This is a genomic window from Methylobacterium brachiatum (assembly GCF_900113845.1).
GTDB classification, from domain to species: domain Bacteria; phylum Pseudomonadota; class Alphaproteobacteria; order Rhizobiales; family Beijerinckiaceae; genus Methylobacterium; species Methylobacterium brachiatum.
Map to the genome: position 1 here is coordinate 99,261 of NZ_FOQW01000011.1, position 21,427 is coordinate 120,687.

The window sequence follows — 21,427 nt, forward strand, 5'->3', positions numbered from 1 at the left end:
GCCGCCGCGTCAACGCAAGTGAGGTGAGGGCATCCGGTTCGAGGCCTCGCCCCGGAACACCCCGCCCCTGCCCCGGAGCGGCCGGCCGACCTTAAGAAGGCCGCTCGTTCGGAGCCGGGGGCGCCGCCCCGGCTCCGGAACCGTGTCGGCTCAGGCGTGGCCGGCCGGCTTGAGGGCGCCGGTCCGGTCGTGGAAATCCGGCCCGTTCACCGTGCGGGCGACGTGGCCGGCCCGGATCAGGTAGTCGCCGAAATGCTCGCCGGGCTTCCGGCCCTTGGCGAAGTCGGCAAAGAGCGGATCCAGCGTGTCGCGGATGTCGGAGGCCGCGACGTCTTCCTTGTAGAGCTTGCCCAGGCGCGAGCCGTCGAAGGCGGCGCCGAGATAGAGGTGATAGCGCTCGGGACCGCGGCCGACGAGGCCGATCTCGGCGATGAACGGGCGGGCGCAGCCGTTGGGGCAGCCGGTGGAGCGGATCGTGATCTCCTCCTCGGCGAGCCCGTGCGTGGCGAGGCTCTCCTCCAGCTCGGTCATCAGGCTCGGCAAGTAGCGCTCGCTCTCGGCCAAGGCGAGGCCGCAGGTCGGCAGCGCCACGCAGGCGATGGAGTTGCGCCGCAGCGCGCCCGCGCCCTTGGTGATGCCGTACTGGTCGACCAGGGCCTCGATCGCGGCGCGCTTGGCCCCGGGGACGTTGGCGATGATCACGTTCTGGTTGGCGGTGAGGCGGAAATCGCCCTCGTGCACCTCGGCGATCTTGCGCAGGCCGGTGAGGAATTGCGGGCCGTCCTCGTAATCCTTGATCCGGCCGGAGGGGATGTAGAGAGTCAGGTGGTGGCGGCCGTCATCGCCTTCGGTCCAGCCGAAGCGGTCGCCGTTGTTGGTGAAGGTGAAGGGCTTCGGCGCGCCGAGCGTCTTGCCGATCCGGGTCTCCACCTCGGCCCGGAAGGCGTCCAAGCCGTAGCGCTCGATCGTGTACTTCAACCGGGCGTTCTTGCGGTTCTTGCGGTTGCCCCAGTCGCGCTGGACGGTCATCACCGCCTCGGCGACCTTGATGGCGTCCTCGGGCGCCACGAAGCCCATCACGTCGGCGGTGCGCGGGAAGGTGTCGGGCTCGCCATGGGTCATGCCCATGCCGCCGCCCACGGTGACGTTCCAGCCGGTCACCTGGTTCTTCTTGTCCAGGATGGCGATGAAGCCGAGATCGTGGGCGAAGATGTCGACCTCGTTGGAGGGCGGCACCGCCACGACGATCTTGAACTTCCGCGGCAGGTAGGTGCGGCCGTAGACCGGCTCGACCTCTTCCTCCTCGCCGCCGACCACGCGCTCGCCGTCGAGCCAGATCTCGCGCCAGGCGCTGGTCTTCGGCAGCAGGCTGTCAGAGATGTCCTTGGCGAGCCGGTGGGCGGCCTTGTGGGCACCGACCTGGGCCGGGTTGGTGGCCGCCATGACGTTGCGGTTCACGTCGCCGCAGGCCGCGATCGTGTCGAGCAGGGCCGCGTCGATGGCCGCCATCGTGCGCTTGAGGTTCGACTTGATCACGCCGTGATACTGGAAGGTCTGGCGCGTGGTCGCCCGCAGGGCGCCGCCGGCATAGGTGACCGCGATGTCGTCGAGCGCCAGCCACTGCTTGGGGCTGATCACGCCGCCGGCGATGCGCAGGCGGATCATGAAGCTGTAGGCCTTGTCGAGCTTCTTCTTGGTCCGCTCCGGGCGCAGGTCGCGGTCGTCCTGCATGTACATCCCGTGGAACTTCACGAGCTGCCCGTCATCCTCGGAGATCGCCCCGGTGGCGTGCTTCAGCAGGCCGTCGGCCAAGCCGCCGCGCAGATAGCCGCTGGCGATCTTGATGTGCTCGTTGGCGGCGAGCTGGGCGGCGCGGGCCGCCTCGGCATCGGTGATCGGCCGGTCCTTGGGCGGCGTCTCGTAGACGCGGGGAGCCGGGGTCGGAGCCAGGGCCGGGGCGTCGTCGCGGGGGCTGTGGTCGTCCATGGGATCACTTCCAAAGTCTTGACTGCGTCCCCGCCCCCTGGGCGGGCGGGATCGTCACACATCCTGGTCTCGAAGGTCCGGGAGCGTCTGCGGGTGCGAGGCCGAGCCCCGCCGTCGGGCTCCCCCCGATGCATCAGGGCTCCGCCCTGACAACCCGCCAAAGGGCGACACGCCCTTTGGAAACCCGGACCGACCCGTGCTGCGTCGGCCTACGGTCTAGTAAACGTCCTGCTGGTAGCGGTGGCTGCGCTCCAGAGCCGCAACCTGCGCCTCGGCATCGGCCGGGCTCAAGGATTTGGCGGTCTCGTAGGCCCGCACCACCGCGGCGCGCACGTCCTTGGCCATGTGCTTGGCATCGCCGCAGACGTAGAAATGGGCGCCGCCCTCCAGCCAGGAGACCAGCTCCTTGGCGTTGTGGGTGATCCGGTCCTGCACGTAGATCTTCTCCGGCTGGTCCCGGGAGAAGGCCACGTCGATCTTCGTCAGCGAGCCGTCCTCCAGGGCCTCCTGCCATTCGAGCTGGTACAGGAAGTCGTGCAGGAAGTGGCGGTCGCCGAAGAACAGCCACGAGCGGCCGGGCGCCTCGATGGCGCGGCGCTCCTGCACGAAGGCGCGGAACGGGGCGACGCCGGTGCCGGGGCCGACCATGATGATGTCGGTGGCCGGATCCTGCGGCAGGCGGAAATGCCGGTTCGGCTTCAGCCGCACCCGCAGCTTGGCGCCGTCCCGGATCCGGTCGGCGACATGCACGGAGGCGACGCCCGAGCGGGCCCGCCCATGGGTCTCGTAGCGCACCGCCACGATGGCGAGGTGGACCTCGTCGCCCACTTCCTTGCGCGAGGACGCGATCGAGTAGGCGCGCGGCGGCAGCGGCCGGGTGATGGTGTTGAGGTGCTCAGGCGTCAGCGGGGCCGGGAAGGTCGCGAGCAGGTCGATCAGGTGCCGCCCCTCGATCCAGGCCCGGGCCTCGCCGCTGTCGATCAGCTTCTGCGCGTCGGCGTGGCCGGTTGCCTTGACGAAGCGCTCGATCGTGGCGGCCGACAGGGTGGTGATGTCGCGCTCGGCCAGCAGCGCCTTGCGCAGGGCCTCGTCGCCCGACAGGCCCGCGGCGCCCAGGATCTCGTCCACGAGCTGCGGGTCGTTCTCGGGGAAGATCTCCAGCGAATCGCCGGGCTCGTAGGCGGGCGCCCCGTCCTCGAAGGCGAGCGCGAGGTGGATCGTCTCCTTGTCCGAGCGCGAGGAGTTGAGGTTCACGTGCTCGACGACCTCGACCACCAGCGGCTCGCGGCTCGGCTCGGCATCGTCGTCCTCGCCCGCGGCGGCGCGGGCGAAATCCACCGCCACGACGTTGTCGGGCGTCTCGGCCGGCGCGAGGGCCTTGAGGGTGTTCTTGATCCAGTCGGCGGCCGGCTTCTCGAAATCGAGATCCAGGTCGGCGCGCTCGGCGGCGCGCTTGCCGCCCAGGGCCTCGAAGCGCGCGTCGAGCGCCTTCCCGATGGCGCAGAACTCCGCGTAGGAGGTGTCGCCCAGGGACAGGACGGCGAATTCCACCCCGTCGATGCGCGGGGCGCCCTCCCCCATCAGCTCGCCATAGGCGCGCACGGCACGGGCCGGCGGCTCGCCCTCGCCCCAGGTGGCCGCGATGGCGACGAGCTTGCCCGCCTTGGGCAGGGTCGCGACGTCGAGATCGGAGAAATCCACGACCTTCGGCTTGAAGCCCTGCTTGCGCGCCAGCTTGGCGACGTTGCCGGCCAGCGCCTCGGAATTCCCCGACTCGCTGGCGTAGACGATCGTCAGCGGCTCGGCGGCCTTGGGCGGGGCGGCCGGGACGGCGGCCGGCTGGCCCCCGGCGGCGTCGAGGCCCGCCAGGAAGCCCGCGAGCCACGCGCGCTGCACGGGGGTCGCGCTGCCGAGCACGGCATCGAGGCTGGCGCGCTCGCCGTCGCCGAACGGGGCGGTGCGCGGAAGGAGATTCTGGCGTGCCATCAGGGGACCATGTCGTGGCCTACGGGGCCGGTGTCAATCGAAAACGTTCTTTTTGCAGAACGCGCCTGAACTAGGATATTGCATTCGTTGCGCCGCAATAAAAGAGAAGATCATTCTCCAACGACGGCGAGGACCGGGGCGGTGCCGGGGAGATGGCGTCCGGTCTTGGGCGGGGCCGGAAGCGGCAGGGCTGTGGTGGACTTGACCTTCTCCATGGCGAATCGCGAGGTGACGTTCTTCAACGGCAGCACCGCGATAAGCTGCTTGTAGAAGCTGTCATAGGCCTGCATGTCGGCAACCACGACGCGCAACATATAATCCACGTCGCCGGCCATCCGGTAGAATTCCAGCACCTCCGGCATGGCCGAGATGGTCGCAGCGAAGCGCTGCAGCCATTCCTGGGAGTGGTCGGCGGTCTCGATCGAGACGAACACCGTGAGCCCGAGGCCGAGCTTGACCGGGTCGAGCACCGCGACCCGCCGGTCGATCACGCCGTCGGCCTCCAGCTTCTGGATGCGCTTCCAGCACGGGGTCTGAGACAGGCCGACGCGCTCGCCGATCGCCGCGATGGAGAGGGTCGCGTCCGCCTGCAGCAGGGCCAGAATCTTCAGATCGATGGCGTCCAAAGTCGTCTCCGTGGGATCCATCCACGCTGGGCCGCGCGCGGGAAGTGTAGGCGTTTTACAGGGCCGCCGAGAAGAATCTTTTGTCGTGCGGGGTCTCGGGTGCGGAGGAACGGGGTGCGCCACCGCACGCCAGGACGCCCGGATATGCCCGACAAGCAACCCGCGGCGCCTTGACTTCGTTCGTTATAGCGAACATTTCGACCCTTCGACAACAGGGTGCGGCGCGGTCTGCGCCCTTTCCCACGATCCAACCTCAGGACATGTCGCGATGACCCGTCCGGACCGAACGATGGCCGACTCCCTCGCGGAAAGGTTGTCGGGGCTCGACCTGCCAGGCCGGCTCCACCTGATCGCCGCCGAGATCCCCGGCCGCCTCGTCTTCACCACGAGCCTCGGCGTCGAGGACCAGGCGCTGACGCACGGGCTGGCGATGGCCGGGCTGGCGAAGGGCCGCGTGGAGATCGTCACCCTCGATACCGGCCGGCTGTTCCCGGAGGCCTACGACACCTGGGCCGAGACCGAGTCGGCCTACGGCATCCGGATCGCGGCCTATGCGCCGGAACGGGGAGCCGTGGAGGCGTTCGTCCGCCAGGAGGGCATCAACGGGTTCCGGCGCTCGGTCGCGGCCCGTCAGGCCTGCTGCGGCTTCCGCAAGGTCGAGCCGTTGGGCCGCGCCCTCGACGGGGCGAGCGGCTGGCTCACCGGCCTGCGCGCCGGCCAGTCCGCCAACCGCGCCGAGACGCCGCTCGCCGCGTTCGATCCCGCCCGCGGCCTGATCAAGCTCAACCCCCTGGCCGACTGGTCCCGGGCTCAGGTTGACAGCTTCGTGCGCGAGAACTTCATTCCCTACAACGTGCTGCACGATCGCGGCTTCCCGTCGATCGGCTGCGCCCCCTGCACGCGCGCCGTGAAGCTCGGCGAGCCGGAACGCGCCGGGCGCTGGTGGTGGGAGCAGGAAGAGAAGAAGGAGTGCGGCCTGCATGTCGGCCGCCCCGCCGCGTCGATCCAGCCGGGCCAGGAGCCCGCGATTTTCGAGAGCAATCCAGACGTGAAGACCCGCCAGCCGGAATTCGCCCGATGAGCGCCGCCCTCGCCCCCGTGCCCCCGGGCGCCCCCGCCGACCGCCTCAGCCACCTGAAGCGGCTCGAGGCCGAGAGCATCCACATCTTCCGGGAGACGGTCGCCGAGACCGAGAACCCGGTGATGCTCTACTCGATCGGCAAGGATTCCTCGGTGCTGCTGCACCTGGCGCTCAAGGCCTTCGCGCCCGGCACCCTGCCGTTCCCGCTGCTCCACGTCGACACGACCTGGAAGTTCCGGGAGATGATCGCTTTCCGCGACGCCCGGGTGAAGGAGCTCGGCCTCGACCTCCTGGTCCACACCAACCCGGACGGGCTCGCCCGCGGCATCGGGCCGGTGAGCCACGGCTCCGAGGTCCATACCGACGTGATGAAGACCCAGGCGCTGCGCCAGGCGCTCGACAAGCACAAGTTCGACGCGGCCTTCGGCGGCGCCCGCCGGGACGAGGAGGCGAGCCGCGCCAAGGAGCGGATCGTCTCCTTGCGCACCGCGCAGCACCGCTGGGATCCCAAGCGCCAGCGCGCCGAGCCCTGGCACCTCTACAATCTGAAGAAGAAGCGCGGCGAGTCCCTCCGGGTGTTCCCGCTGTCGAACTGGACCGAGCTCGATATCTGGCTCTACATCGAGCAGGAAAACATTCCGATCGTGCCGCTCTACTTCGCCGCCGAACGCCCGGTGGTGGAGCGCGACGGCCAGCTGATCATGGTCGACGACGACCGCCTGCCGCTGGAGCCCGGGGAGGTTCCGCAGCAGCGCCTCGTCCGCTTCCGGACGCTCGGCTGCTACCCGCTCACCGGCGCGGTGGAGAGCGACGCGGCGACCCTCCCGGAGATCGTCGGCGAGACGCTGGCGGCGCGCACCTCGGAGCGCCAGGGCCGGGTGATCGACAAGGACGGCGCGGGCGCCATGGAGCGCAAGAAGCAGGAAGGCTATTTCTGATGACGGTGCACCAGGCTCCCACCGCGTTCAGCGACCGTGCCGCCACCTATCAGGCGTTCCTGGCCGCCCACCAGAACAAGGCCGTGCTGCGCTTCATTGCCTGCGGCTCCGTGGATGACGGCAAGTCGACCCTGATCGGCCGGCTCCTGCACGACACCAAGCAGATCTTCGACGACCAGATCTCGGCGCTCCAGCGCGATTCCCGTCGCCACGGGACGCAGGGGCAGGAGATGGACCTGGCCCTGCTGGTCGACGGCCTCCAGGCCGAGCGCGAGCAGGGCATCACCATCGACGTCGCCTACCGGTTCTTCTCCACCGACAAGCGCTCGTTCATCGTCGCCGACACCCCCGGCCACGAGCAGTACACCCGCAACATGGCCACCGGCGCCTCGACCGCGGACGTGGCGGTGATCCTGGTGGATGCCCGCCAGGGCCTGATCCGCCAGACCCGGCGCCACGCCCTGCTGGTCTCGATGCTGGGCATCCGCCGGGTGGTGCTGGCGGTGAACAAGATGGATCTGGTCGGCTGGTCGCAGGACAAGTTCGACGCGATCCGGGCGGGCTTCACCGACTTCGCCCGCGGGCTGAACTTCACCGAGGTGAAGGCGATCCCGCTCTCGGCCAAGAACGGCGACAACGTCGTGGAGCCGGGCATCGCCGCCCCCTGGCACACCGGCGGCACCCTGCTCGAATACCTGGAGACCGTGCCGGTGCACGCGGAGGCGCTCAACGCCCCGTTCCGCATGGCGATCCAGTGGGTCAACCGGCCGAATTCCGAGTTCCGCGGCTATAGCGGGCGGATCGCCAGCGGCCGGGTTCGCCCCGGCGATGCGATCACGATCCAGCCTTCCGGCCGGACCTCGACGGTGGCGCGGATCTACACCGCCGACGGCGACCTGCCCGAGGCCGGCGAGGACGAATCCGTGACCCTCGTGCTGGCCGACCAGATCGACGCCTCCCGCGGGCAGGTGATCGCGGCGTCTGGCGCGCCGCTGCGGGTGGCGGAGCAGTTCGAGGCCCGCCTGTTCTGGGCGGCCGAGACCGAGCTTGCGCCGGGGGCGAGCCTGCTCGCCAAGATCGGCACCGCCACGGTCAACGCCACGGTGGAGCGGATCGTCTCGCGGATCGATCCCGAGACCGGCAATCCGGGTCCGGCCGAGCGCCTCGCCGCCAACGACATCGCGGACGTGGCCCTGCGCCTCGACCGGCCGGTGGCGGTGGATGCCTACGCGGCCAACCGCGAGACCGGCAGCCTGATCCTGATCGACCGGGAGACCACCGACACGGCCGCCCTCGGGCTGGTCCTGGCGCCGAAGGGCGAGGCCGCCCCGGCAGCCGCCGCCGCGCCGTCCGCTGGCGAGAAGGCTCCCGGCCTGCTCGGGCGCCTCGGCCGCCTGCTCGGTCGCTGACGCTGGTCGAGGTCCTGGATCCACAAGGTCCGGGACCTTGTGCGGGTCCAGGGCGGAGCCCTGGTTCATCGGGGCTTCGCCCCGATACCCCACCAAAAAGCTCGCCCTTTGGAATCCCCCTAAGCTGCTTCCGAGACCGCGCCGAGGCCCCAGGCCTGGGCCAGCCGCGTATAGGAGTCGTGCCGGGCCGCCTGATCGGGGATCGCCGTGACGATCATCAGCTCGTCGGCCTGCGTCCGCGCGACGAGATCCGTGAGCGTCGCCCGCAGGGTCTCCGGGCCGCCGACATGCAGCTTGTCGCGGCCGCGCTCGATCTGGGCCCGCTCGGCATCGGAATACGGGTAGGCCAGGGCTTCCTCGAGGCTGGGCAGCGGGCGGTACTCGCCGCGCTCCCGCCGCAGGGTCGACAGCCGCGCGCTCGCCGCCAGACGCTCGGCCTCCGCATCGGTGGCGCCGCAGATCGCCGCAACGGCCAGGATCGCGTGGGGCCGCTCGCCGAGGCGAGTCGGCCGGAACAGGCGGCGATAGGCCAGCATCGGCGCCTCGGCCGGCATTCCGGAGAAGTGCTGCGCGAAGCCGAAGCCGCAGCCGATCTCGCCGGCGAGCTGGGCGCTGTAATCGGACGAGCCGAGCAGGAAGATCGGCGGCAGCGGCACCCCGGCGGGGCTCGCCTGGATCTTGGCGAAGGGATGCCCGTCCGGGAAGCCGCCGTCCCAGAACAGCAATTCCTGCAGGCGGTCGAGGAAATCGTCGTTGCCGCCCTGGCCGGGCGCCTCCCGGCGGCGCAGCGCCCGGGCGGTGAGCCCGTCGGTGCCGGGCGCGCGCCCGAGGCCGAGATCGATCCGGCCCGGGAACAGGGCTTCCAGCACCCGGAACCGCTCGGCCACCATGAGCGGCGCGTGGTTCGGCAGCATGATGCCCCCCGAGCCGACCCGGATCGACCGGGTCGTGGCGGCGATCTGGCCGATCATGATCTCGGGGGCCGGGCTCGCCACGTTGGGCAGCGCGTGGTGCTCGGCCAGCCAGTAGCGCCGGTAGCCGAGACCGTCGACGTGGCGCGCCAGCGCCAGCGTGTCGTGCAGCGCCTGCGCCGCGGTCGAATCGGCGCTGACGAAGGAGAGGTCGAGGACGGAGAGCGGTGTCATGGACAGGAGATGGGGAGGCGGGTGGGCCGGTGCGAGGGCGGCTCGTCCTGGCTGCGGCTCCTACGTCTGGCTATCGTAGAAAGCTTCGAAATCCCGGCCGCCGTAGAAGATGTTCAGGATACGCACTGATCCACGCTCCACGCGGTAGGCGATGACGGCCGACCGCTCGAAGGGCACCGTCCGTAAGCCTTCCGAGAGGTCATCGCGAGGCCTGCCGGCGTGAGGCGCATCACCGATGCGATCACACCGGTCCTTGATCCGCTGCGTGAACCGTCGCGCCGTTGGAACGTCCTGACTGAGGTGGAAAACCGTGCGAAAGATATTGGCCAAGTCTGCCCGCGCTTGAGCGCGAAACACGACGGGCAGTCTACGCACGGCGAGTTTCCCGCTGGGCTTCGGCGAACAGCTCGTCGAGATGCTCCTGAACCTCTTCGCTGCTCAGATCCGGATGAGGGTCGTCGAGGGAGCGGCGGATGCGGGCACGGATGACATCAAGGCGTTCGGCGTTCTCGCGGCGCTGGCGCTGCAGGGCGTGCACAGCCTCGTCGAGCATCGCCTCCACTGAGGCGTACTCACCGGACTCGACGCTCTGGCGTACGGTGCGGAGCGTGTCCGGTGCCAGGGTGATGCTGATCGTCTCGGCGGGTGGCATGAATCGCCCTCTTCAGATCGGCATGATCTTAGCATGAAATCGAGCCCGCGGCGCAGCCTTGTCCGCACCGCACCGTCGGCCTAGGGTCCCGGCCGCATCGCGGGCGCCCGAGCCCGCCGCGCCCCTCACGGAGATCGAAACGCCATGGCTCTCCTCGCCGACGTCCTCTCGCGGGTGAAGCCGTCCGCGACCATCGTGATGACCCAGAAGGCCCGGGACCTGAAGGCGTCCGGCGTCGACGTCATCAGCCTGTCGGTGGGCGAGCCGGATTTCGACACGCCGGACCACATCAAGCAGGCCGCGATCGAGGCGATCCACCGCAACGAGACCCGCTACCCGCCGGTCTCGGGCATCGTGCCCCTGCGCGAGGCGATCGTGCGCAAGTTCAAGCGCGAGAACGGGCTCGACTACAAGCTCTCGCAGACCATCGTGGGCACCGGCGGCAAGCAGGTGCTCTACAACGCCTTCCTGGCGACCCTGAACCCCGGCGACGAGGTGGTGATCCCCCGCCCCTACTGGGTGTCGTATCCGGAGATGGTCGGGCTGTGCGGCGGCACGCCGGTCTTCGCCGACACCGACATGGAGCACGGCTTCAAGCTCCAGGCCGAGGAGCTCGACCGGGTGCTGACCCCGAAGACCAAGTGGATCGTGCTCAACTCGCCGTCGAACCCGTCCGGGGCCGCCTATACGCGCGACGAGATGAAGGCGCTCACCGACGTACTGCTGCGCTATCCCGACGTGCACATCCTGACCGACGACATCTACGAGCACCTGACCTACGGCGACTTCGCCTTCGTCACCCCGGCCCAGGTCGAGCCCCAGCTGATCGAGCGGACGCTGACCATGAACGGCGTCTCGAAGGGCTACGCCATGACCGGCTGGCGGATCGGCTACGCGGCCGGGCCGGAGAAACTGATCAAGGCGATGGACTTCGTCCAGGGCCAGCAGACCTCCGGGGCGAGCACCATCGCGCAATGGGCCGCGGTGGCCGCCCTCGACGGCCCGCAGGACCACCTCGCGAAGTTCCGGGCGGCGTTCCAATGCCGGCGCGACCTGGTCGTGTCGATGCTCAACCAGACCAACGGCCTGACCTGCCCGACCCCGGAAGGCGCCTTCTACGTCTACCCGTCCTGCGCGGCGCTAATCGGCAAGACGACCGAGGCCGGCAAGACCATCGAGACCGACGAGGATTTCGTCACCGAGCTGCTCCAGGCCGAGGGCGTGGCCGCCGTGCACGGCTCGGCCTTCGGGCTCGGCCCGAACCTGCGCATCTCCTACGCGACCTCGAACGCCGTGCTGGAGGAAGCCTGCCGGCGCATCCAGCGGTTCTGCGGCTCGCTGCGGTAGGTCCCGCACTGAGGGGGCTCACGGGAGCGAGTCGGTCCATGGGTTGAAGACCGGAACGCGGGTCTGCACGAAGTCCGAGGTGTTCCTCGTGGCCAACGTCAGTCCCGCTTCCAGGGCCGTCGCGGCGATCAGCAGATCCGGCTGCGAGAACGTGTGTCCGCGTTGCCGACCCTCTTCGACCAGGAACCGCCAGCGCACGATCACGTCCTCATCGAGGGGCAGGATGCGTCGCTCGAACATCGGCCTCAGCCGGTTCGCGAGCCAATCGGCCAGTTCCATCCGGCGGGCCCCGTCAGGGAGCCGCTCGATCCCGAAACGGAGTTCTGCGAACGTTACGCAGCTCACGAAGAGGGCATCCAGCGGCTGAGCGGCGACGAAGGTCAAGACCCTTTGCTCGGGGCGCGGACGTCGTAGCTCAGACAGGATGTTGGTATCGAGGAGCCAGCGGGTCACAAGCCGACGTCGCGGACCGGCATCACCACAGATTCGGGTTCGAGATCGATATCCCGATGGGGTGAGGCCTGCAGCGCATCGATCAGCGACTGGCCCGTCGCCGCTCCGGTGAGCCGACGGAACTCTTCAGCGGAGATCACAACGACCGCTTCCTGCCCATGGACCGTGACATGCTGTGGGCCATCGCTCCGGACCCGCCGAACCAGCTCGCCGAACCGGCTTCTGGCGTCCTGAAGGCGCCAATGCCCGGACTGCTCGGGCGGACTCGCTGCGCGTTGGGCCATGCGACGAAGATTATCGGCGCACCGTTTCATCGTAAAGCCGGTCTACGATCGCGAAGCCCTATGACCCCGCTGGCGCGCTGGCTACCATAATCCGCCGGCAGTCCTTCGGAGCCTCCCATGCCCACCATCGCGGTGATCGCCCCCGGGGCCATGGGCAGCGCCATCGGGGCGCGGCTCGTCCGGCACGGCGCGCGAGTGCTGACCGTCCTCGAAGGGCGCGGAGCGGCGAGTCGGGCGCGGGCCGCGGCGGCCGGCATGGCCGATGCCGGCCTCGACGACCTCATGGCCGCCGACATCCTGCTGTCGATCGTGCCGCCCGCCGACGCGGAGGCCCTGGCCCGCCGCCTCGCCCCCGCGCTGGCGGCGGCCCCGCGCAAGCCGGTCTATGTCGACGCCAACGCCGTCAGCCCGGGCACGATCGCGCGGATCGCCGCGATCGTGGCGGAAACAGGCGCTCCCTTCCTCGACGGGGCGATCCTGGGTCTGCCGCCCAAGCCCGGCAGCAAGGGGCCGCGCGTCTACGTCTCGGGCGGCGACACCGCCCCGGTGATGCTCCTGCGCGATCTGGGCCTCGACCTGCGCGTCTGCCCCGGCGGTGTCGGCGCGGCCTCCAGCCTCAAGATGAGCTATGCCGGCCTCAACAAGGGTCTCACCGCGCTCGCCGCGATCATGATCCTGGCCGCCGAGCGCGCCGGGGCCGGGGCGGCGCTGCAGGACGAGCTCGCCGAGAACGAGCCGGTGCTGCTCGCCCGCCTCGCCAAGGCGCTGCCCGACATGGCGCCCAAGGCCTATCGCTGGGCCCCCGAGATGGGTGAAATCGCCGATTTCCTCGGGCCGGATGCGGCCGGACGGCAGGTCTTCTCGGGCTATGCCGAGCTCTACGCGCGCCTCGCCGCCGAGACGGGAGAGCCCGAGATCGCCGCGCTGATACGCTTCGCCGCGGCCGCCGCGGAGCGCTGATCGCCGCGGGTGGGCCGAATCGGCCGCCGCTCTGTTGCCGGCTCGGCTGCCACCCTCTACACGGACGGTCCCCGCGGCCGATGCGCCTGAAGGTTTCGCGAGCCCGCTCGGGCCTGCATGGTAGCGGGGCCGGCAGTGACGGGGTGGTCCGGACCAGTTCTCTGGGCCAATCCTGTGAGGCTCAGTGGGCCGAGTCGCTGCAGGAGTGTCGGGAGCGCGGGGAACAGGAACCGCGGGCTCGGCGCAAGGCCCACATAGAATTACCCCGATCCGGGACTGGCGGCGCCGATCCGTCGCCCTGCCCCGATCCGGGACAGCCCGGTCGGGCACGGTTGCAGCTTCGTTCACGCTCCGGCGCGATGATACGACGAGGCCGGGGATCCGGTCCGGCGTAACCGCGTTCTTTCGGGCCTGACGACCATGAGAGCCCTGCTCACCGGCGGCATCAAGGCGATCCTCGGGATTGCCGCCATCTCCACCGCCGCCCATTGGACCCTGCGCGTACAGCGCGAATCTGCTACCGCGAGTCCCATCGCGGCCTTCGCCAGCACCCCCGATCCGGTCGCGACCGGCTCCATCGAGCCGCGTCGACCCGTGAGCGCGGCACCGATCGTGCCGGCCGCCGTGCCCGCCCCGGCCGCGGGCCTCGACCAGGGCCACCTGGCCGCTTTGATCGCCGGCGCGACCCCGGCCAAGGCCAAGGTCGCCAAGGCGGCGACCAAGACCGCCGCCGCCGAGAAGGTCGTGGCCAAGCGCTGAGCCGGCGCACCGTGCCGGCTGCATACTTCCCCTGCGCCGCGACGGGTGCCGCCGCGCAGGTCAGCGTGGCAGGAATACAGGCCTCCATCGGATTTGGCAGGCATGAGCACGCAGGTCGCGACATCCGTCGCCCACGACAGGGACCCCGCCCGGGCGGCCCCGTCACCTGACCTCGCGCGCCGAAGGCGGATCGTCGGCATTGCCCTGATGTGCGGCGCCGTCGCGTTCTTCGCGGGCCTCGACGCCAGCGCCAAGACACTGGCGCGGGGCGGCGTCGACCCTCTGGTCACCACCTTCATGCGCTACGCCGCCAGCGTCGCGATGATCTCGCTGTTCATCAACCCGGTGCGCACCCCCGGGGTGGTGAAGAGCCGGCGGTTGACGCTGCAGATCGTGCGCTCGCTGCTGCTCTTCGCATCCACGGCCCTGAACTTCCTGGCGTTGCGCTACCTGCAACTCGCCGAGACGATCTCGATCCAGTTCGCCGCCCCGCTCACGGTGGCGCTGCTGGCGGGGCCGCTGCTCGGCGAATGGTCGTCGCGGGGCCGGATGGTGGCGATCGGCGTCGGCTTCATCGGCGTTCTGGTGATCGTGCGGCCGGGACTGGGCGGGATGCATCCGGCCGCCCTGCTCTGCGTGGCCAACGTCGTGGTCTACGCCTTCTACGCAATCATCACGCGCAAGCTCGCAGCCTACGATTCCACCGCCACGACCATGTTCTATACCGGTCTCGCGGGCTTGGCGCTGATGGCCCCGCTCCTGCCCTGGATCTGGACCAGCCCGGCCAATCTCGGCCACTGGGCGCTGCTGATCGCGGTCGCGCTGTTCGGGACGATCGGGCACTGGCTGCTGGTCATGGCGCATGCCCGCGCGCCGGCCAACGTGCTGGCGCCGTTCATCTATACGCAGCTGCTGTGGTCCGTGACGCTGGGCTTCCTGCTGTTCGGCGACGTGCCGAGCCGCTGGACGGTCGCCGGCGCCATGATCGTGGTCGGCTCCGGCCTCTATCTCCTGGCGCAGGAGACAATCCGCCGGGACAGGCCGGCCGCCTGAGGCGACCGGCCGGTTTCAGGCTCGCTTAGCGGCCCATGCGCTCCTGGCGGTCCAGACGCTCCTCGCGCCGGTCCTCGCGGGCGCGGCGGGCCGGATCCGTGTCGGTGCCGAGCACGCCGCCGACGGTGCCGGTAGCCGCACCCACCGCGCCGCCCACGACACCGCCCACCGGGCCGGCCGCGGCCGAGCCGTCCTCGACGCCGCGCTGGGCGCCCCGGGCCGTGCCCTGGGCCTCGGCGCCGGACGCGAAGGCCAGCGGGGCGAGGGCGAGGGCGGCGATCATCAGCTTCTTCATGGTCAACTCCTGGTCGTCGATCGGGATGGGCTCCGCGGCCCGCGGGTCGCGGAGGGCGTACCGGTCAACGGTTCAGGTGCCGAAAGGTCTCATCCGGCATCGCGGGACCGCCCGCTGGCATCGGGAAGGGGCCGCTGCTAGAGAACGGGTCATGTTCGCTTCGCATGCTCTTCGCGGCCTGGGCCGCAGGCTTCGAATTATGGGCCCGGCCTCCGCGTAGATGAGCGCCCGCTTCGGCGAGGCCGCGCGGAAGTCCGGGATCCTGATGCCGCTCGCCCTGCCCAGATTCCTGTATCCGGCCGGCCCATTGCCGCCGGCCCGACCGCCGATGCGAGATCCGATGACCACCCCCGAGACCGCGGCTGCCCGCGACTATTCCAAGACCCTGTTCCTGCCGCGCACCGAGTTCCCGATGCGCGCCGGCCTGCCGACCCGGGAGCCGCTGCTGCTCGAGCGCTGGGCCGCGATCGACCTCTACGGGAAGATCCGCGCCGCCGCCGCGGGACGGCCGCGCTTCGTGCTGCATGACGGCCCGCCCTACGCCAACGGCAACATCCATATCGGCACGGCGCTCAACAAGATCCTCAAGGACGTGGTGGTGCGCTCGGCCAGCGCGCTCGGCCTCGACGCCAACTACGTCCCCGGCTGGGACTGCCACGGCCTGCCGATCGAGTGGAAGATCGAGGAGCAGTACCGCGCCAAGGGCCGCAACAAGGACGACGTGCCGGTGATCGAGTTCCGGCAGGAATGCCGGACCTTCGCGGCCCACTGGCTCGACGTGCAGCGGGGCGAGTTCAAGCGGCTGGGCGTCACCGGCGACTGGGACCATCCCTACGCCACCATGGCCTACCCGGCCGAGGCGGTGATCGCCGACGAGCTGATGAAGTTCTCGATGAGCGGCCAGCTCTATCGCGGCTCCAAGCCGGTGATGTGGTCGGTGGTCGAGAAGACCGCTTTGGCTGAGGCCGAGGTCGAGTACGAGGAGCATGTCAGCGATACCGTGTTCGTCGCGTTCCCGATCCGGCAAGGAGCCGATGACGGGGCCGATGCGGCGCTGGCGGATGCCAGGGTGGTGATCTGGACGACCACCCCCTGGACCATGCCGGGCAACCGCGCCGTCGCCTACTCCAAAAAAATCGCCTACGGGCTCTACCGGGTCACGCAGGCCCCGGCCGAAAACTGGGCGACCCCCGGCCAGACCTACGTGCTGGCCGACAGCCTGGCCGCCACCGTGTTCAAGGCCGCCCGGGTCGAGGCGTTCGAGCGCGTCGGCGACGTGCGTCCCGAGACGCTGGCCGGCCTGACCCTGGCGCACCCGCTCAAGGGCCGCGGCTACGACTTCGCGGTGCCGATGCTCGACGGCGACCACGTCACCGACGAATCCGGCACCGGCTTCGTCCACACCGCGCCGAGCCACGGCCGCGAGGATTTCGATCTCTGGATGTCCAGCGGCCGGCTGCTGCAGGAGCGCGGCATCGACACCGCGATCCCCTACACGGTGGACGCCGACGGCGCCCTGACCAAGGCCGCGCCGGGCTTCGAGGGTACCCGGGTGCTCACCGACAAGGGCGAGAAGGGCGACGCCAACAAGGCGGTCATCGCCGCGCTCACCGAGGTCGGGGCGCTGGTCGCCCGCGGCGTGCTGCGCCACCAGTACCCGCATTCCTGGCGCTCCAAGAAGCCGGTGATCTTCCGCAACACCCCGCAATGGTTCATCGCCATGGACCGGCCGGTGGACAGCCTGGGCAACCGGTCCCTGCGCGAGGTCGCGCTCCAGGGCATCGAGGAGACCCAGTGGGTCCCGCCCCAGGGCAAGAACCGCATCAACGGCATGGTCGGTAACCGGCCGGACTGGGTGGTCTCGCGCCAGCGCGCCTGGGGCGTGCCGATCACCGTGTTCGTCCACCGGGAGAGCGGTGAGATCCTCAAGGACGCTGCCGTCAACGCCCGGATCCGCGACGCCTTCAAGGCCGAGGGGGCCGATGCCTGGTTCCGGGACGACGCGGCGCAGCGCTTCCTGGCGCCGGACCACGACCCGGCCGCCTACGAGAAGGTGACCGACGTCCTCGACGTCTGGTTCGATTCCGGCTCCACCCACGCCTTCGTGCTGGACGATCCGGAGGCGTTCCCGGCTTTGGCCGGGGCGCGGCGTGTCCGCGACGGCGGCCAGGACCGGGTGATGTACCTGGAAGGCTCGGACCAGCACCGGGGCTGGTTCCAGTCCTCGCTGCTCGAATCCTCCGGCACCCGCGGCCGGGCGCCCTACGACATCGTCCTGACCCACGGCTTCGTGCTCGACGGCAAGGGCCTGAAGATGTCGAAGTCGAAGGGCAACGTCGTCGCGCCGCAGAGCATCATCAAGGATTCGGGCGCCGACATCCTGCGCCTGTGGGTCGCCGCCTCGGACTACACCGACGACCTGCGGATCGGCCCGGAGATCATCAAGACGTTTGCCGAGACCTACCGCAAGCTGCGCAATTCGCTCCGCTGGATGCTGGGCTCCCTCGCCCACCGGGTCGAAGGCGACGATGTGGATCCGAGAGAAATGCCGGAGCTGGAGCGGCTGATCCTGCACCGGCTGGCCGAACTCGACGGCGAGATCCGCGAGGCCTACGCGACCTACGACACCAAGCGGGTCGTGGCCCTGCTCAACGGCTTCATGACCGGCGACCTGTCGTCGTTCTACTTCGACGTGCGCAAGGACGCGCTCTACTGCGACCCGATCGCGTCGGTGACCCGCCGGGCGGCCCTGCAGGTGATCGACGAGACCTTCCGCCGGGTGGTGGTCTGGCTAGCGCCGGTGCTGGCCTTCACGGCGGAAGAGGCCTGGCTCGACCGCTACCCGTCGCCGGACGGCTCGGTCCATCTCCAGACCCTGCCGGAAACCCCGGCCGCCTGGCTCGACCCCACCCTCGCGGAGCGCTGGCAGAAGATCCGGAAGGTACGCCGGGCCGTGACCGGCGCCCTGGAGATCGAGCGCGCGGCCAAGCGGATCGGTGCGAGCCTGGAGGCGGCCCCGACCGTCTACGTCTCGGATCCGGAATTGCTCGCCGCCCTGGAGGGCTGCGACTTCGCCGATACCTGCATCACCTCCGCGATCACGGTGGTGGCCGGCGAGGGGCCCGCGGAGGCGTTCCGGCTCGACGAGGTGCGCGGCGTCGCCGTGGTGCCGAGCCCGGCCGAGGGCCGCAAATGCGCCCGCTCCTGGCGCGTCAGCCCCGCGGTCGGCAGCGACCCGGAATACCCGGACGTCACGCCCCGCGACGCCCAGGCCCTGCGCGAGTGGGACGCGGCCCACCCGGAGGCCAGCGCGGCGTGATCGTACCCGCGACATCACCCTCCCCCCTCTGCGGGGGAGGGTGGCCCCCGAAGGGGGTCGGGAGAGGGGAGCGCCGTTTCCGGACGCGGCGGGGCCGGCATGACGGGCACAGCCTCGCTCTGCACCGCCGCTCCCCTCTCCCCCCCTGCTGCGCAGGTTACCCTCCCCCGCAGAGGGGGGAGGGAGGCGTGCGCGTGTCGGGTCCCCGCCCATGACCCCCACCCGCGCCGGCCTGCTGGCCCTGCTCGTCACCCTGGTCCTCGACCAGGCGTCCAAGCTCGGGCTCTATTTCGGAACCGACCTCGTGCTGACCCAGCCGTGGCGGCTGGCGCCGTTCGCCGACTTCGTGGTGGTCTGGAATCGCGGCGTCTCCTACGGCCTGTTCCAGCAGGAGAGCGGGTTCGGACGCTGGTTTCTCGTCGTCCTGTCGCTCGCCGCTGCCCTCGGCCTCGGCGTCTGGATGACCCGGGCCGGCTCGCGGCTTCTGGCGGTGGCGCTCGGCCTGATCGTCGGCGGCGCGCTCGGCAACGCCATCGACCGGGCCGCCTACGGGGCGGTGTTCGACTTCGTCCACCTCCATGCCGGCGGCTGGTCCTGGTACGTGTTCAACGTGGCGGACGCCGCGATCGTCGCCGGGGTGATCGGCCTGATTCTCGACAGCCTGAGTCCAGCCGGGCGGGGTACGCCGCAAGGGGCCTCGCGCCCGTGATTCCCGCAACAGATCGGCCCTGCCCGCCCCAAGCCTCTGGTGCAATGCGGTCAAGGCGCCATACGATCGCCGGAAACCGGTCTCAGGCCGGGACCCGTCGGATCAGGCCGCGTGGCGGCCGTCCCCGCGCCGGACTCCCGGCCGGAACCCGTGAGGCAGCATGACCGGGCACCGCAGGCTTCGTCTCATCCTCCCCGCCGTTGCGGTCGCGCTGTCGCCGCTGCTGGCCTGCGGTGCGCAGGCCCAGGAGCGGGGCGAGTTCATGCGCGACGCGCTCTCCGGCATCGGCCTTCTGGAGAAGCGCCAGGACCCGATCGACTATCACGAGCGCCCGCCGCTGGTGATGCCGCCCAAGCTCGACGGCAAGGCCCTGCCCCAGCCCCGGGCCCGCTCCACCAGCACCGCCTGGCCGAAGGATCCCGAGATCGTCGAGCGCGAGCGCGCGGCGGCCGAACGGCGTCGCCCGGTCGGCAACCAGGCCCGCGGCCGCTACGACGACAACAACGCCACGCTCTCGGTGGACGAGATCCGCGGCGGTCGCCGCGCCGGGGCGAACGTCACCACCGAGGCCGAGCGCAAGCCGGGCGACACCAACCGCGACGACAGCCTGCTCAGCCCGTTCGACCTGCTGAAGGGCAAGAGCGCCAATGCCGAGCCCTCCGATGTCGAGCCGGCCCGGGACGTGCTGACCGACCCGCCGACCGGCTACCGGCAATCCCCGAAGAAGCTGGCCCAGCCGCCGTCCCGGGACCCGATCAACAATGCCAGCCGCGAGCGCGAGGAGGCCGATCCCCGGGCCTATCAGCGCCAGCGCGCCCAGCAGTAACCATCCGGCTGTGGCGTCGTTGCAACGGCGCCCCGGCATGGCAACATGACATGTCTGTCCCGGTACGGCTCTTGCCGGCCGGAGACGAGGACGGCCCCGATCCATCCGAGCGTCCCAGGCGGGCGCCGGCGGCACCGGGGCCGGCAAAAGGAAAGCGGAATGCACCTGTTCAGGAAGGCGACGCCCACCCTCTTCCCGCCGCGTCCGGGCTCGCCGTATGGCGGCAGCGCCGGCCGGGGCGAGGCCGCGCCGTTCGGGCGCTCCGAGGCGGGCGGGCCCGAGGTCACGGCCTTCACCCTCGACAACGGCCTCGACGTGGTGGTGGTGCCCGATCACCGGGCCCCCGTGGCGACCCACATGATCTGGTATCGCAACGGCTCGGCCGATGATCCGTTGGGCCAGTCGGGCATCGCCCACTTCCTCGAGCACCTGATGTTCAAGGGCACCGAGAAGCACCCGGTGGGAGCCTTCTCCAAGGCGGTCTCGGGCCTCGGCGGCCAGGAGAACGCCTTCACCAGCTACGATTACACCGCCTATTTCCAGCGGGTCGCCCGGGACCATCTCGGCACCATGATGGCGTTCGAGGCCGACCGCATGAGCGGCCTCGTCCTCGACGACGCCGTGGTCGCGCCCGAGCGCGACGTGGTGCTGGAGGAGCGGCGCATGCGGGTCGAGACCGACCCCTCCGCCCAGCTCTCCGAGGCGATGGCCGCCTCGCTGTTCGTGCACCACCCCTACGGCATCCCGATCATCGGCTGGATGCACGAGATCGAGGGCCTGAACCGCGAGCACGCGCTGGCCTATTACAAGCGCTTCTACACCCCCGAGAACGCGATCCTGGTGGTGGCCGGCGACGTGACCCCGGACGAGGTTCGGCGCCTGGCCGACGAGACCTACGGCCGCGTCGCCCCGCAGGGCGCCCGCCCCGAGCGCCTGCGGGCCCGCGAGCCCGAGCCCAAGGCCCTGCGCCGGGTCGCGGTCGCCGACCCGAAGGTCGAGCAGCCGACCCTGCAGCGGCTCTACCTGACCCCGTCCTGCATCACCGCCCGCGACGGCGGCTGCCACGACCTCGAGCTGCTGGCCGAGGTTCTGGGCGGCGGCTCGACCTCCTATCTCTACCGCAAGCTGGTCATGGAGACCGGCCTCGCGGTGAATGCCGGCGCCTGGTACATGGGCTCGGCGATCGACGAGACCCGGTTCTCCGTCTACGCGGTGCCGGCCGAGGGCGTCTCCCTGGAGACGCTGGAGGAGGCCGTGGACAAGATCCTGCGCCGCGCCCCCGCGGAGGCGCTCGGCGCCGAGGCGATCGAGCGCGCCAAGACCCGGCTCGTGGCCGAGACCGTCTACTCCTCCGACAGCCAGTCCTCGCTGGCCCGGATCTACGGTTCGGCGCTCGCGATCGGCGAGACCATCGAGGAGGTCCGCCGCTGGCCGACCGATATCGAGGCGGTCTCGCAGGAGCGCCTCAAGGCCGCCGCCGAGCGCTGGCTGACGCCGTCCCGCTCGGTCACCGGCTACCTGACCAAGGCTCAGGACCCCGACGCCCCGGTCGCGATGGCCGCGGAATAGGTTTTCGGGCGCGTCCCGGCGGGCGGTTTC

Annotated in this window: 20 protein-coding genes; 11 read left to right on the forward strand and 9 right to left on the reverse strand. The window is 70.4% G+C overall.

Translation table 11 applies throughout. The annotated features are described in order from the left end of the window. Positions 1-150: 150 nt before the first annotated feature. The 3 genes from BMZ47_RS15960 to BMZ47_RS15970 form a co-directional block, all read right to left on the reverse strand. Complete coding sequence (locus BMZ47_RS15960) at positions 151-1,986, reverse strand: NADPH-dependent assimilatory sulfite reductase hemoprotein subunit (RefSeq protein WP_091863382.1); 1,836 nt, start codon at positions 1,984-1,986, stop codon at positions 151-153. A 216-nt stretch (positions 1,987-2,202) separates the two neighbouring features. Further along, the gene (locus BMZ47_RS15965; protein WP_091863383.1) at positions 2,203-3,972 is read right to left on the reverse strand and encodes a diflavin oxidoreductase; all 1,770 of its coding nucleotides are present in this window, start codon (positions 3,970-3,972) and stop codon (positions 2,203-2,205) included. Positions 3,973-4,082: 110 nt separating this feature from the next. Further along, the gene (locus BMZ47_RS15970) at positions 4,083-4,598 is read right to left on the reverse strand and encodes an Lrp/AsnC family transcriptional regulator (RefSeq protein ID WP_039902897.1); all 516 of its coding nucleotides are present in this window, start codon (positions 4,596-4,598) and stop codon (positions 4,083-4,085) included. A 268-nt stretch (positions 4,599-4,866) separates the two neighbouring features. On the opposite strand from BMZ47_RS15970, the gene BMZ47_RS15975 reads away from it, so the two are divergent. The 3 genes from BMZ47_RS15975 to cysN are packed head-to-tail and all read left to right on the forward strand — an operon-like array spanning position 4,867 to position 8,026. Next, positions 4,867-5,679 (forward strand): phosphoadenylyl-sulfate reductase, encoded by an 813-nt coding sequence (locus tag BMZ47_RS15975; RefSeq protein ID WP_050735753.1) that lies wholly within the window; start codon positions 4,867-4,869, stop codon positions 5,677-5,679. After that, complete coding sequence (gene cysD, locus BMZ47_RS15980; RefSeq protein ID WP_091863384.1) at positions 5,676-6,617, forward strand: sulfate adenylyltransferase subunit CysD; 942 nt, start codon at positions 5,676-5,678, stop codon at positions 6,615-6,617. The genes BMZ47_RS15975 and cysD overlap by 4 nt, the downstream gene beginning before the upstream one ends. Further along, positions 6,617-8,026: a sulfate adenylyltransferase subunit CysN gene (gene cysN / locus BMZ47_RS15985; RefSeq protein ID WP_091863385.1), complete on the forward strand. Its 1,410-nt coding sequence runs from the start codon at positions 6,617-6,619 to the stop codon at positions 8,024-8,026. Before cysD ends, cysN begins: the two co-directional genes overlap by 1 nt. 119 nt (positions 8,027-8,145) lie before the next feature. On the opposite strand, the gene BMZ47_RS15990 is transcribed toward cysN, so the two are convergent. From BMZ47_RS15990 to BMZ47_RS16000, 3 genes are read right to left on the reverse strand one after another with little or no spacing between them, the layout of a single operon-like run. Then, entirely contained in the window at positions 8,146-9,171 is a 1,026-nt protein-coding gene (locus tag BMZ47_RS15990) for an LLM class flavin-dependent oxidoreductase (protein WP_091863386.1), read from the reverse strand. Between the two features lie 60 nt (positions 9,172-9,231). Further along, positions 9,232-9,546, reverse strand: a complete 315-nt coding sequence (locus BMZ47_RS15995; RefSeq protein ID WP_091863387.1) for a type II toxin-antitoxin system RelE/ParE family toxin — start codon at positions 9,544-9,546, stop codon at positions 9,232-9,234. Further along, positions 9,539-9,823 carry a ribbon-helix-helix domain-containing protein gene (locus BMZ47_RS16000; RefSeq protein WP_091863388.1) on the reverse strand — a complete coding sequence of 95 codons (285 nt, stop codon included), beginning with the start codon at positions 9,821-9,823 and terminating at the stop codon, positions 9,539-9,541. The genes BMZ47_RS15995 and BMZ47_RS16000 overlap by 8 nt, the downstream gene beginning before the upstream one ends. 144 nt (positions 9,824-9,967) lie before the next feature. Here BMZ47_RS16000 and BMZ47_RS16005 point away from each other — a divergent pair, with 144 nt between their 5' ends. Beyond that, positions 9,968-11,170: a pyridoxal phosphate-dependent aminotransferase gene (locus BMZ47_RS16005; protein ID WP_091863389.1), complete on the forward strand. Its 1,203-nt coding sequence runs from the start codon at positions 9,968-9,970 to the stop codon at positions 11,168-11,170. An 18-nt stretch (positions 11,171-11,188) separates the two neighbouring features. On the opposite strand, the gene BMZ47_RS16010 is transcribed toward BMZ47_RS16005, so the two are convergent. Beyond that, positions 11,189-11,623, reverse strand: a complete 435-nt coding sequence (locus BMZ47_RS16010) for a type II toxin-antitoxin system VapC family toxin (RefSeq protein WP_091863390.1) — start codon at positions 11,621-11,623, stop codon at positions 11,189-11,191. Next, positions 11,620-11,907, reverse strand: a complete 288-nt coding sequence (locus tag BMZ47_RS16015; protein ID WP_091863391.1) for a type II toxin-antitoxin system Phd/YefM family antitoxin — start codon at positions 11,905-11,907, stop codon at positions 11,620-11,622. The genes BMZ47_RS16010 and BMZ47_RS16015 overlap by 4 nt, the downstream gene beginning before the upstream one ends. 117 nt (positions 11,908-12,024) lie before the next feature. Here BMZ47_RS16015 and BMZ47_RS16020 point away from each other — a divergent pair, with 117 nt between their 5' ends. The 3 genes from BMZ47_RS16020 (at position 12,025) to BMZ47_RS16030 (ending at position 14,679) form a co-directional block, all read left to right on the forward strand. After that, complete coding sequence (locus tag BMZ47_RS16020) at positions 12,025-12,867, forward strand: NAD(P)-dependent oxidoreductase (RefSeq protein ID WP_091863392.1); 843 nt, start codon at positions 12,025-12,027, stop codon at positions 12,865-12,867. Positions 12,868-13,287: 420 nt separating this feature from the next. Then, positions 13,288-13,626: a hypothetical protein gene (locus BMZ47_RS16025; RefSeq protein ID WP_091863393.1), complete on the forward strand. Its 339-nt coding sequence runs from the start codon at positions 13,288-13,290 to the stop codon at positions 13,624-13,626. 102 nt (positions 13,627-13,728) lie between these two features. Further along, a complete protein-coding gene (locus BMZ47_RS16030; protein WP_007563286.1) occupies positions 13,729-14,679 on the forward strand; it encodes a DMT family transporter in 951 nt (316 codons plus the stop codon). Between the two features lie 25 nt (positions 14,680-14,704). Here the strand turns inward: BMZ47_RS16030 and BMZ47_RS16035 are convergent, their stop codons facing one another. Beyond that, positions 14,705-14,974 (reverse strand): hypothetical protein, encoded by a 270-nt coding sequence (locus BMZ47_RS16035; protein ID WP_007563284.1) that lies wholly within the window; start codon positions 14,972-14,974, stop codon positions 14,705-14,707. 340 nt (positions 14,975-15,314) lie between these two features. On the opposite strand from BMZ47_RS16035, the gene ileS reads away from it, so the two are divergent. The 4 genes from ileS (at position 15,315) to BMZ47_RS16055 (ending at position 21,397) form a co-directional block, all read left to right on the forward strand. Continuing rightward, positions 15,315-18,293, forward strand: a complete 2,979-nt coding sequence (ileS, locus tag BMZ47_RS16040) for an isoleucine--tRNA ligase (protein ID WP_091863473.1) — start codon at positions 15,315-15,317, stop codon at positions 18,291-18,293. Positions 18,294-18,504: 211 nt separating this feature from the next. Further along, positions 18,505-19,002 carry a signal peptidase II gene (gene lspA / locus BMZ47_RS16045; RefSeq protein WP_091863394.1) on the forward strand — a complete coding sequence of 166 codons (498 nt, stop codon included), beginning with the start codon at positions 18,505-18,507 and terminating at the stop codon, positions 19,000-19,002. A 160-nt stretch (positions 19,003-19,162) separates the two neighbouring features. After that, entirely contained in the window at positions 19,163-19,828 is a 666-nt protein-coding gene (locus BMZ47_RS16050) for a hypothetical protein (RefSeq protein ID WP_050735743.1), read from the forward strand. A 159-nt stretch (positions 19,829-19,987) separates the two neighbouring features. Then, the gene (locus BMZ47_RS16055; protein ID WP_007563276.1) at positions 19,988-21,397 is read left to right on the forward strand and encodes a M16 family metallopeptidase; all 1,410 of its coding nucleotides are present in this window, start codon (positions 19,988-19,990) and stop codon (positions 21,395-21,397) included. The last annotated feature ends 30 nt before the right edge of the window (positions 21,398-21,427 follow it).